The organism is Brasilonema sennae CENA114 (assembly GCF_006968745.1).
In the GTDB taxonomy this organism is placed as follows: Bacteria; Cyanobacteriota; Cyanobacteriia; order Cyanobacteriales; family Nostocaceae; genus Brasilonema; species Brasilonema sennae.
Genome location: NZ_CP030120.1, coordinates 108,058 through 120,628, shown reverse-complemented (window position 1 = coordinate 120,628; position 12,571 = coordinate 108,058). Strand labels below are relative to the sequence as shown.

Sequence of the window (12,571 nt, the reverse complement as noted above, 5' to 3'; positions counted from 1 at the left end):
TATGACTGATCGATTGCCACCCCAAAACATTGAGGCGGAAGAGGCGATTTTGGGCGGGATAATGCTAGATCCAGAAGCGGTTACCAGGGTGAGCGATCACCTGGTTCCAGAAGCTTTTTACATTACTGCTCACAAAGATATCTATCAAGCAGCACTGCGCCTTCACCGACTCGGCAAACCTACAGACTTACTGTCGGTCATAAATTGGCTTGCAGACCATGACTTACTCGCTCGCATTGGCGGTAGAAATAAACTAGTCTCCCTCGTAGACCGTACAGTCAGTGCTGTCAACATCGACGCCCTAGCCCCATTGGTAATGGAGAAATATCTACGGCGACAGTTAATTAAAGCCGGTAATGAAATTGTCCATTTGGGTTACGAGACAGAAACTGAGTTACCAATTGTCCTCGATCAATCAGAGCAGAAAGTTTTCCAAGTTTCTCACCAAAAATTTTGTTCAAACACCGAACATAACAGCACGATTAATATTGCTGCTTACGAGCAATTAGAATCATCTAGCCCCATTTACCCTACAGGGCTTTATGAACTCGATAACTTGATGGTGGGATTTGAAGGTGGCACGCTCACTATAGTTGCCGGGAGACCGTCAATGGGAAAATCGTTCATCGCGTCATTCTTGGCTCTCCAAATGATACTGCTCCACAAGCTACCTGTCATTATCTTCTCACTGGAAATGACAAAGAAGCAGCTGGAGTACAGACTGTGGAGTTTAATTAGCGTCGTAGGTGCCTACAAGCATTTAGGTTTGTTACCCCTCAGATGCGATCGCATCCGCAGACACCGGGCAGGATTTGAACCTTTAGAGGAATGGGAATTTAGCAGCATTGCCAAAATCGTTGGTATCGCAAGAGAACTGCCGCTGTACATAAATGACTCAAGAGGTATTACCGTTTCTGAAATTGCTTCCGAATGCCGTCAGGTGAAGGCAAAAGAAGGCAAGCTGGGGTTGGTTGTAGTTGATTACCTGCAAATGATGGCAGAGGACTCTCTTGGCAACCGGAGTTACGAACTAGGAGATGTGGCGAGGGGACTTTACAAAATGGCAGGTGATTTGGATGTTCCTGTGTTGGCGCTGTCTCAAATCTCTAGAGCTGTTGAGGGAAGGCAAAACAAGCGCCCAATGATGAGCGATCTCAGCCAGTCAGGAATCTTAGAGATGGTAGCAGACAATATAATACTCGCTTACCGGGACGAGTACTACAACCCGAACACAGAAGACCAAGGAATCCTAGAACTAATCATGGCTAAGGCACGGCATGGCGACACTGGCACGGCAACGGTGTTCTTCGACAAATCCTATGGAATTATCAGGAATTTGGAATGATGAAAGAGCCGATTCCTCAAACTACCGTCGGAACCTTTCGCCCTAATGGCTGGATACTGGGTTTTGACAGCGAGAGCAGCAACCTACAGTTCGGACTGCTGCTCTTGTGCAGTTCGGTGCTTGCGACTCAGCTCGTCTACTTCTGTTCGGGCAAAATCAAGTTTTTGGATACCAACTACAAGCCAAAGTTACCAGCACGACAATCTCACTGCTTAATTTACTGGGGTGATAATGTGCAGCTGTTTAGGGAGGTCTTTGAGTTGTATGTTGTCATTTACCTACCAACTCAACTTCTATATAAAGAAGAAGTCCAACAAAGAACAGATGATAAGTGGAGGGTCTCTGAATTTTTACTGGGGGATATTGAAAATAGCCCTAGTAAAGACTCCGAACAGATAGAGATACCCTCCGGTAAAGACAGCCCTAGTACAAACTCCTCTAATTTCCATATATCCCCCAGTAATAGCAGCCCTAGTAAAAAGCGCAGAAATTGGGGTGAGGGTAACGGCACTATTCATTGGCGCACCGTTACCAAGAATGGAAAGGAATACCCCCAGGCTTATTATCACTGGAAGGAAAACGGTCTGAAGAGAACCAAGTACATTCCTAAGCAATTACTAGGGGTTATTCAAGAAGCAGAGGAACAGAAACGACCAGTGATAGAGATTTTGGGATTACTGGGTGTTGTGCCAAGCCCTAGTAAAAACATATTACTGGGGGATATTAGAAACAGCCCTAGTAATAATGAAATAACCACCAGTAAAAAAAGCCCTAGTACTGAGGAAGAGCCTTCATGTGTGTCCCTTAAAGATAGCCCTAGTAACGATGGGGGACAGGTGGAAGCAACCACCAGTAAAGACAGCCCTAGTAAAACAAGACGAGATAAGGGGTTAGGCAGTGGCTCAATTCAGTGGAAAACCATTACCCTTCATGGCAAAGATTATCCTCAAACTTGGTATCACTACGAGTTTTGGAAAGATGGCGATCGCCTGGTGAAATCCTCAAAATACATCCCCAAAGGGTTATTAAGTCAAGTTCAGCAGCTAGAAACAGAGAAAGCGCCAGTTAGAGAGATTTTGAAGGTACTAAGGGACTTCCAGAAAATAAAATATACATTTTATAAGAATGATAATCATTTCAAGGGGGGGGGAGAAAGCGGTTGCCAACGGCAACCGCTTTCTCCCCCTCAACTATCAATAAAAAATTTTTGCACTCAAAAGTAACTTGGGAGTGCAATGTTCATAATTACTACCAATTATGTTACAAACTTCAACTTTGAGAAATTACGTAGTTCTATAACAGATATCAATAAACCATTTACCTAAAGAAGGTAAATTATCTTTAGATAAGTTAGTTAAGCGTGAGATTTGATTTTCAATTTCTAACATAGCTTTTTTAGTGAGACGTACCCCAGTTGAGTAAGTTTGAGTGACTAACTTAACAACTGGATGTTTACCATTCCAAGTCCGGGGGTCTTACACGTAAAAAAATCGGGCAGCCTTTTTTGTGTTGATCTGTCGTCGTAGTCGGGTACTCGTTGTTATAAGGCTGCCCGATTTTTTAGGGGACAATGCGTCGTCATAGTTTGAGCAAAATGTAATGCCGTCTCTACTTCATCTAAAATGCTGCCATTCCAATGATTTTCTAATACTGCCCAAGTTCTTTCTATCGGATTATATTTACTATGGTACGGAGGATAGTAAGCTAAACGTATGTTCAGTTGAAATTTGTGAGCAAACTCTACTATGCGTTTCATGAACTGAGTGCGTCGAGAATTATTCTCTGCTCCATTATCTTGATTAATAAGTAGAGTTTTGATTTGTGGAAATCGCCAGCTTTCTGAGTTCCAAAAATCTGCTAAAACATCAACGATAAAGTCGCTCGTAACTTTAGATTCTGTAAAATACAAAAATAGCTCGTCAAGCGCTGGAAGAAAGATGCCATAAGGAGTCACGGTGGTTTTTGGGTGGAAGTCGTGGTCATCAGTTATAGTTGGAACTCGATTTTTACCACCACGGTCAAATGAGCCGATATTGACACGAGCTTTCGCATCTAAACTTAAGCGTAGAATACTTGGCTCATCTGAAGCTTCTTGATGAACTATAGCTAATTGCTCAAAGATTGCGTCAGTTTCGGGAATTTTTTTTGAGGTTGAATTTTAGCAACCCGTTTGAGGGAATACCCTAAATTGTTTAATTTAACGCGAATTGTTTCTGAAGTTGGTAATTCTTGCTCGCTATAACCAAATTTCTCAATTAATTGATGTCTAACTTCAGCAGCAGAGAGTCGTGTGTACAGTCTTTGACTTTTAAAGCTTGGGTCTATTTGACTTTGCTCATCCACCAATTGTTTGATATCTGCTAACAGATTCGGCAGGTGTGATTCTGCTTTTTTCCTTCCTCTACCCCGATAATTATCCACACAAGTGATACCACTATTTAATTCTTTAATTCCTTTACCAATAGTCACACGATTCCATCCCAACTCTCGCTCTGCAAGTGACTGTCCTCCTTTTCCTAATGACACAACTGTTTTTGCTATGAATTGACGTTTGGCTGTGCCTTTTAATTCTTGTGCGGTTTCCTTCAACAAGTTTGAGAGTGAATTTGTTAACTGTATTGACACCTCTGTAACCCAAAAATCGAATCATCATCAAATTTACTACAAAAACGGGGAAGGGAGAGGCTGCCGCAGGCAGCCTCTCCCTTCCCCTGGAATGATTATCATTATGACAAGCTGTATATTTTATTTTCTGTAAGTCCCTAAGGGTCACTGAAATTGAATAGCGTTTGCTCCAATTCAAAGTAAGCTGCTGCAGCAACAAACTGTAGAGTCATTTATTACACTTTGATGTCTTACTAGAGTTTAGACTAAATGGTTGAACTCAAAGGAAAAAAAGGGAGTCTGATTTAATACAGGTCTCCAATTGGCAGAAGCTAACAGAAGAATCACCAACTCTTACCTGCCAAATTGACCATTGGTATCGCTTTCTAAAGCAACGCTTACATCTGGAGTTCAGACTAAGCAGCAAGAAATAGCTCAGCAGCGCTAAGTTCAGAATAGACTTACTTCAAAGATGAAAATATTTGAGATTAAGCAGATTTTGGTTGTTCTTATCGGTTTTTTTTGCAGTATTTTTAACAATTGTATAAATAATTATACGGATAATGACTTTACCTGGTGTCCACCCAAGGGAAATTCCTTTGAGGTTTAGGTGGAGAGATAGGAGTACCAATCGCCCTTCGGGTTCGCAGTCGCTACAACGGGGGGAACCCCAACGCCCTTCGGGTATCTCCTGCGGAGACGCTACGCGTTCGCCCTCTGGGCGTGCGCTTCCGCTTACGCTAGTCGCCTCTGTCGGGAAACCCTCCAAAGAGCGCTGGTCTCACCAGATACCTCTGTCGGGAAACCCTCATCAAGTACTGGCTCCGCAACGCGCTGCTCACCGCTAAAACTCCACCCATAGCTTGAGCCACTCGTCCAGGGGTCAATTTATCCATAGACTTCTGCCAGGGGAGCTGATTATCAGCAACGATATCACGAGCTAACCATAACTCCCAAGTCATTAACGGCATTAAATCACTCCAGTGTATGCCCTTCGGGCACGCTACGCTAACGCATTGCTCTGGAGTACTGAATTTTGGTACTGTCCAATGTAACTGGACAGGACTTACGCAACTGGCACAAGCGACAGCGCGGCGTTGCGGCAGATCGCGCCAAACAACTAGACGATAAACATAGGGCTAGTAGTGCATAGTAATGATTTAACGCAGTGGGCGCGAAATTTCCGCAACCACTGGGGTGGGGTGCATCACGCCAGGTCAAGCAAGGGGGTTCGACGCCCCCTTGCTTGACAACCTCCCGCCAGATTGTTCTTGAATATATCGTTTTACGATTTTCAAAGGTGCTCTCCACAAGAAACAATGCACTTTGAGTCGTGCCACAGTTTTGCTTTACCCCAGTAAAATTTATCTATTTCAGACTTAGTAAAATTTATCTATTTCAGACTTATATCTCTCTCTAAGAATTCGACTATTTTTGCTTCTTCTCAACTCAGCTTCCCTGAGTCATTTTGTGCTTTTTAGTCTAAAGTCCAGTTATTTACTATCGGGACTTAGACAAAAAACACCCATAAAAAAGGCTAAAATCTTTATACGGAAAGACTTTGACATCGTTTTGCCTGGTTTGTTGATATATTTGGGTTTGCGCCATTTTTGAGCATTTGGTGTATTTCCCTTACCCTGCATGGGTTTGAGGCTTATTTTTCACTCAAAAATGTTTAAGTCCCGCTATTTACTATCGCTTCTTTGCTTTTTCTTAGATAATTTATTCTTTAGAAGTCCCTAAGGAGCAAGTTTGAGATGGCGAAACCTAGTTTTTGGAACATAGGTAGAAAAAAGCCTGTATTTCTCAGGTTGCGAATGATCCTGTTAGTTGTGCTAGGGCTGATTTTCAGTAGTAGTGTTTCTCTATTACCATCTAATTCCAGACTTCTTGCCCAGAAACCCTCCCCCCCTGTAGGGGGGTTATTTTATGCTTCTGCTTCAGTATCTTCTACTAGTGAACAAGTCAAAGCGCCCTCAAACACAGAACAACTGATGCAACAAGGAAAGACTTTATACCAAGCAGGACAATTTGCTGAGGCGGCGCAAAGTTTCCAGCAGTCTGCACGGGTTTATGAGTTCCAAAAAGATGCCTTCAATCAAGCTTTGGCGTTAAATTATCTTTCTTTGACTGAGCAAAAATTGGGACGGTGGAACCAAGCAAATGTTGCTATAACAACCAGCCTCAATTTATTAAACCAATTAAAATTGAATACAAGTGACATGAAACACATTCTCGCCCTAGTTCTTAACACTCAAGGCAGTTTGCAATTAGCGTTGGGGCAAGCTGAAAATGCATTGGAATCATGGCAAAAGGCTGCTAATATTTATGCCGAAATTGGTGATACTGCGGGGAAGACTGGTACTTTAATTAACCAAGCTACAGCCTTCCAATCCTTGGGGCTTTACCGGCGGACGATGAGAATATTCGAGCAGGTAAAAAAAAATCTGGATTCTACACCAAACTCCCTCCTGAAAATTTCTGGATTGCGAAGTTACGGCAATGTACTGCTAGCAAGTGGGAATATAGATGAGTCTCAGAAGGTGTTGGAGCAAAGTTTGGCATTGGCGCAACAGTTGCCAGCATCACAAGAAGAAAGTTCTATTTTACTTAGTTTAGGCAATGCCGCCTTTGCCTTGGGCAACAGAAATCTACTCAAAGATACTATCAACTCTGAGGATAACTTTCTACCGTCGCACTGCGCACAAGGTACAATGCAAGAGAGCGATCGCCCAAGGGACAGATCCCAGAAGGAGCATCGCTTTGCAATAAGCCAGAGGCTTGACGCGAAGCGTATCGCGCAAACAAATAATGCTGAGTCTTACTACAGAAAAGCTACTGAATTATACCATAAAAGTGCGAATAAGTCAACTTTAACACTGACTGCCGTACAAGCACAACTCAATCGCTTGAAGGTATTACAGTATCTTCAAAAGCAACCAACGGATGAAGATTTGCGAGCAATCCAATCTTCGCTCTTAAATTTAACTCCCAGTCGAGGCGCAGTCTATGCCAAGGTGAACTTTGCCCAGAGTTTAGTTTGTCTGACACAAGGAGGGGGAGAGTGGGGGGAGGACAAGAGGACAACAAGAGAAATTTCCAATTCCCCAATTCAAAATCGCGCAACTAAGATCCAAAATTCCCAAGAAATTATCCATTTATTAAACACGGCTGTGCAACAAGCTAAAGACCTAAAAGATACACGTGCTGAGTCTTATAGTTTAGGTTATCTGGGTCAATTTTACGAGATGGAAAAACAATGGTCGCAAGCACAGCGATATACTGAATCAGCCTTAAACCTTGCTCAAATAATTAATGCTCCTGATATTGCCTATCAGTGGGAATGGCAACTGGGACGCTTACTGTTGGTTCAGGGAGATAGAAAAGCTGCAACTGTAGCTTACACCACAGCAGTAGAAACTCTGAAATCTATACGTAGTGACTTGGTAGCTCTCAATCCCGACGTTCAATTTGACTTTCGGGATGAAGTAGAACCTGTTTATCGCCAGCTAGTTGCATTACTTTTACAACCTTCACAAATCTCCTCCGAGAAAGCAGGAATCAAAGGAGAAGTCAGCCAGAAAAACTTAAAACAAGCTCGTGATGCGATTGAAACTTTACAATTGGCGGAATTAGACAACTTTTTTCGAGATGCTTGTATTACCGTCAAACCAAAGCAGATTGACGAGGTAGTGGATAATGCTAATCCTGCTACAGCAGTTTTTTACTCGATTATTTTAACAGACAGTATCGAAACAATTGTCAAATTACCCCAGAGAAAAGAACTTCGGCACTACACAACTGACAAACCCAAAGCCGAAGTAGAAAGCACCTTAGAAGCACTGCGACAAAAACTAGAACAACGCTATACATTTCGCGATCGCGAAGAGCTATCCAAAGAAGTGTATAAATGGATTATCAAACCTGCGATTGCAGATTTGGAGCAAAGCAACGTCAAAAATCTCGTCTTTGTGTTGGATGGTTCGTTGCGAAATATTCCAATGGCTGCACTTTATGATGGCAACCAGTATCTTATAGAAAAGTACAGCATTGTCTTATCACCTGGTTTGCAACTGCTAGCAGACAAATCAAAACGGGAACGATTTGAGGCTTTAACAGCTGGACTGACAGAATCTCGCCTCAATTTGAGTCCTTTACCCAACGTCGCCACTGAATTGAAGCAAATTGCAGCAGTTATTCCCTCGAAACAACTTCTCAACGAAGATTTTACTCAGAAAAGTGTTGAAAAGCAAGTTGATTCTGCTTCTTACAGAATCGTTCACCTCGCAACCCACGGCAAATTCAGTTCCCAGCAGGAAGAGACATTTATTCTAGCTTGGGATGGCAAGATTAAGATTAAGGAATTGGGTGAGGTACTGCAAACAAGAGAACAAGTGGTAGGGCGTTCATCTCGCGTACCTCCTCCTATCGAATTACTTGTCCTCAGTGCTTGTGAGACAGCTACTGGAGATAAGCGAGCTGCTTTAGGACTCGCTGGATTTGCTGTGCGTTCCGGCGCACGTAGTACCCTGGCTTCGTTGTGGCAAGTAGATGATAATTCTACCTCTATTCTCATGAGTAAATTCTACCGACAGTTAACGCGAGATCCGAAGATAACTAAAGCAGAAGCTTTACGTCGCGCCCAAGTGTTCGTTTTGCAGGATAAAGGACATCCATTTTATTGGGCACCTTATGTTTTAGTGGGGAATTGGCTTTAGCTCAACCGTGAGAGGTTTGTTCCCAACTGGGCAATCACGATTGCCTTATGTCCCGTGCCTATCACTTGGCAATTGGCGGCTGACATCCCAATGATGGACTCCCTACTTTGTGAGGCGTTACCGCAGGCACATCAGCGACAAGTATGACATCCCCATTCGCATTCACTACCCAGCCTTGAGCTTCGACAATTTCACCCGTAGGTGTATTGACCAAATTAGGATTTTGTAATTTTTCTCCCTCTCTCCCTCTCTCCCTCTCTCCCTCTTGCCCCCTTATCCCCAGAGGGGACCCCGAGTTCCCCCTTGGTACAGCAGTGAGTCGCCAATCTTCCCATACTGCATCGCTGTTGAGTGTGTTGTTAGGAGAAGGAGGTAAACCACCACGTCCGGTATAAGTGAAGCTACTTTTAGCAGTTCTCGCGCAGACATTTTCGTCTACTAAACGGGCAACATCTACCACATCTACTGTTAAGGGAACTAATCCTTTAGTGGGGTCTATATCCGGGGTGTTGATTTGCACCGTACCACTAATTCCAAGTTCAGAACTGGCTGTAATGTCGTTTTGCGGTGTCAACTGGGAGCGAGGCTGAATTCCGAAGATACTTTGAGCATTAATTTGAACTTGACCACCTCTGCCTGTAAAGGCATTCGCAGTAATGTCGCTGTTTTCTTTGGGAGGAGCAACAATGAAGCCATTCGGGGCATTGATAGTGATGTTACCGCCATCTCCACCATTTTGTTGATTGCCTGCGGTGGTAGAAATTTGAGCGCCACGACGCAGAAGGAGTAAATCGCGCACATTGAGGTTGATATTGCCACCGTTACCCGATGTAGATTCAGCATTAAGTGTGCCACTGTTGTCTAGGGTAACTCTAGGTGAGGTGACGATAATATCTCCAGCAGTACCCGTTGGACTTTGGGAACTAACGAACAAGCCCCTGTTACCGTTTGAACTGTTACTAGAAATGTTGACAAAATCAGTAGCATTAACTTTAATTGTGCCTGCATTCCCTTGTCCGAGAGTTTGAGCTGTCAGTTGAGCGCCATCTCGTAATGAGAAAGAACTAGAATCGATAGTAATATTACCCCCATTGCCTACTGTCCCCGTTTGCACCTGACTGCTAATCACACTAATAAAACCGTTTTTCTCCCCAGCAATATCAACAGCGCCAGTAACTTTCACATTGACATTCCCCGCATCCCCTCGTCCTGCTGGTTGGGTAGCAGATGCTTCACGAGTCAGGGTTTGCAGTTGAGTGCCATCAATGAGTGATAGTGTTGCCGCCTTGATATCGATATTGCCACCCTTACCTACACCTCCTGCTTCCACTGTGCTGAGGATGGAAGTACGAACAAGGGAAACAGCATCGAGTGCACTCACTGTCACATTTCCCGCATCCCCTTGTCCACTGGTTGAAGTAGAAAGTTGAGCGCCATCTCGTAACGAGAAGGAACCAGAATTGATAGTAATATTACCCCCATTGCCTATTGTCCCGGTTTCCACCCCACTTACAATACCACTAAAATAATCGTTTTTTCTCCCGGCAATATCAACAGCGCCAGTAACTTTTACATTGACATTCCCCGCATTTCCCCGTCCTGCTGGCTGGGTATTAGATGCACTATCAGTAAGGGTTTGCAGTTGAGCGCCATCAGTCAGTGATAGTGTTGCAGCATTGATGTTGATATTGCCACCCTTACCTACACCTCCTGCGCCCACCGTACTGAAAATGGTAGTAAAACCAGCAAGGGAAACAGCATCTTTTGCATTCACTGTCACATTCCCCGCATTCCCTTGTCCAGAAGTTGAGGTCAAAAGAAAAGCTCCTTCTCGTAATGAGAACGAACCAGAGTCAATAGTAATATTACCCGCATTGCCTTTTGTCCCCGTTCCCACCGTGCTGACAATGACACTAAAATAACCGTTTTTCTCCCTAGCAATATCAACAGCGCCAGTAACTTTCACATTAATATTACCCGCATCCCCCTGTCCTGCTGGCTGGGTATTAGATGCAGGACGAGTCAGGGTTTGCAGTTGAGCGCCATCAGTCAGTGATAGTGTTGCCGCATTGATGTTGATATCGCCTCCCTTACCTACACCCCCAGATCCCACCCTGCTAAAGATATAAGCATCTGTAAGGGAAATAGCATCGAGTGCATTTACTGTCACATTTCCTGCATTGCCTTGTCCAAATGTTGAGGCTTCAAGTATAGCGCCATTTTGTAACGAGAAGGAACCAGAATCGATAGTAATATTACCCGCATTGCCAATTGCCCCCGTTTGCACACTGCTGCCAATCCCACTGGCAAAACCGTTTTTCTCCCCAGCAATATTAACAGCGCCAGTCACTTTCACATTGACATTACCCGCATCCCCCCTTCCTGCTGGCTGGGTATTAGATGCTTCACGAGTAGCGGTTGCCAGTTGAGCGCCATCAGTCAGTGATAGTGTTGCAGCATTGATGTTGATATTGCCACCTTTACCTACACCTCCTGCTGCCACCGTGCTGAGGATGGTAGCATTACCAGCAAGAGAAACAGTATCAAATGCCCGCACTGTCACATTCCCCGCATTGCCTTGTCCATACGTTGAGGCATTAAGTTGAGCGCGATCTTGTAACGAGAATGAACCAGAATCGATAGCAATGTTACCCCCATTGCCTTTTGACCCCAAACGCACTTGATTGCTAACTATGCTCCCAGTGCCAGCAACTTTGATTTCTCCAGTAGCATTCAGCGTAATATCTCCTGCAACAGTTTCCGGTGTCCCCAAACCTTGCCCAATACCAGCACTTAGGACACTTCCTCCCAATATCTCTAAATTCCTGGCATTGACTGCAATATTACCGCCACCAGCCCCTTCTACATATATACCTGCTTGATTGGTAAGGGATACATCTGCTCGTGCAACATTCTCAGGAAATCTCAAGCTAAGATTATCGCCATTTACACCTAGCGCTACAGTACCAGCTTCCGCCAATCCTCCTAACTCAACTCGTCCACCATTAGCATTTAATTGTCCCCCATCCATGCTGACATTACCACCCACCAGCAATAAGCTCTTACCATCTGGTACTCGTAAACCACTAGCGTTTAAGCCTGCTGGATCTGTTTGGGTGGGTGCAATTGAGTTATTTTGAATTGGTGCTGCAGCAATTTGATTAAAGAAAAAAGCTGAAGGATTAACCGTCAACAGTGGAGGAGTATTCGGATTCGTTGCGCTGAAAAAACCTTGATTACCAAACTCTATTGCATTAGCTGTCGTCCCAACAAACGAACCCCTAACATCCAAACTGGCATTTTTCCCAAAAATAATCCCATTCGGATTAATCAAAAACAGATTTGCATTACCCAAAACACCAAGTTTCCCAAAAATCCTAGATGCCTCACTCCCCGTCACCCGACTCAGAATATTCTCAATTCCACTTGGGTTAGCAAAATACGCTTCTCGTCCTTCACCGATATTAAATTGTGAAAAACTGTGAAACAGGTTAGCGCCGCGAATTGCTCCACCATCAATTCTGTCAGCTTGTGGGCTTGTTGGTGTAACTACAGAACTTTCTGCTCCTAGAGTCCTATCAGCTACGGGTTTAAGTTCTTGAGCAATAGTAGAATCTGCAGAGAATACGAGTGGGAGCAACACGGCTACGCTAAGCGCACACCAAGGAGCAATTCCTAACCTTAAGAAGAACTTGCACACAAGAGCATTTATCCTTAACAAGCGACACCCCCCAGGAATGTTTTGCAATTGCACTCTTTTTTGATTCAACCACATTTTCTGGGGTGTGGTCATAAGTGGTTGGTTGAGACTGACGCGGTGACGCGGAGAATGGGAGACGCGGTGAAGTTGACCTATGTCCACCAACTGTTTTTGACCACACCCGATGTCCAATGCCGTATGCTC

4 protein-coding genes and 4 pseudogenes are annotated in these 12,571 nt (G+C 44.1%); 3 read left to right on the top strand and 5 right to left on the bottom strand.

Annotated elements, in window-relative coordinates; all coding sequences use genetic code 11:
• Nucleotide 1: 1 nt before the first annotated feature.
• Together dnaB and DP114_RS35620 are read left to right on the top strand one after the other, a co-directional pair.
• Nucleotides 2-1,345: a replicative DNA helicase gene (gene dnaB / locus DP114_RS33930; protein WP_169264836.1), complete on the top strand. Its 1,344-nt coding sequence runs from the start codon at nt 2-4 to the stop codon at nt 1,343-1,345.
• Nucleotides 1,342-2,568, top strand: a complete 1,227-nt coding sequence (locus tag DP114_RS35620) for a hypothetical protein (protein ID WP_246163643.1) — start codon at nt 1,342-1,344, stop codon at nt 2,566-2,568. Before dnaB ends, DP114_RS35620 begins: the two co-directional genes overlap by 4 nt.
• A gap of 60 nt (nt 2,569-2,628) precedes the next feature.
• Here DP114_RS35620 and DP114_RS35615 read toward each other — a convergent pair.
• The 4 pseudogenes from DP114_RS35615 to DP114_RS35610 all read right to left on the bottom strand — a co-directional run.
• A pseudogene (locus DP114_RS35615) lies at nt 2,629-2,811 on the bottom strand (ISAzo13 family transposase); the annotation flags it as partial.
• 113 nt (nt 2,812-2,924) lie between these two features.
• Nucleotides 2,925-3,964 (bottom strand): annotated as a pseudogene (locus tag DP114_RS33920) (ISAzo13 family transposase); the annotation flags it as partial.
• An 827-nt stretch (nt 3,965-4,791) separates the two neighbouring features.
• Nucleotides 4,792-5,007, bottom strand: a pseudogene (locus DP114_RS33915) (hypothetical protein); the annotation flags it as partial.
• Nucleotides 5,008-5,166: 159 nt separating this feature from the next.
• Nucleotides 5,167-5,330: pseudogene (locus DP114_RS35610) on the bottom strand (transposase); the annotation flags it as partial.
• Nucleotides 5,331-5,706: 376 nt separating this feature from the next.
• On the opposite strand from DP114_RS35610, the gene DP114_RS33910 reads away from it, so the two are divergent.
• A complete protein-coding gene (locus DP114_RS33910; protein ID WP_169267078.1) occupies nt 5,707-8,667 on the top strand; it encodes a CHAT domain-containing protein in 2,961 nt (986 codons plus the stop codon).
• Nucleotides 8,668-8,728: 61 nt separating this feature from the next.
• On the opposite strand, the gene DP114_RS33905 is transcribed toward DP114_RS33910, so the two are convergent.
• The gene (locus DP114_RS33905) at nt 8,729-12,559 is read right to left on the bottom strand and encodes a two-partner secretion domain-containing protein (protein WP_246163642.1); all 3,831 of its coding nucleotides are present in this window, start codon (nt 12,557-12,559) and stop codon (nt 8,729-8,731) included.
• Nucleotides 12,560-12,571 lie beyond the last annotated feature (12 nt).

Coding starts and splice junctions, on each gene's coding strand:
- DP114_RS35620 (WP_246163643.1), top strand. CDS start 1,342: ATGATGAAAGAGCCGATTCCTCAAACTACCGTCGGAACCTTTCGCCCT.
- DP114_RS33910 (WP_169267078.1), top strand. CDS start 5,707: ATGGCGAAACCTAGTTTTTGGAACATAGGTAGAAAAAAGCCTGTATTT.
- dnaB (WP_169264836.1), top strand. CDS start 2: ATGACTGATCGATTGCCACCCCAAAACATTGAGGCGGAAGAGGCGATT.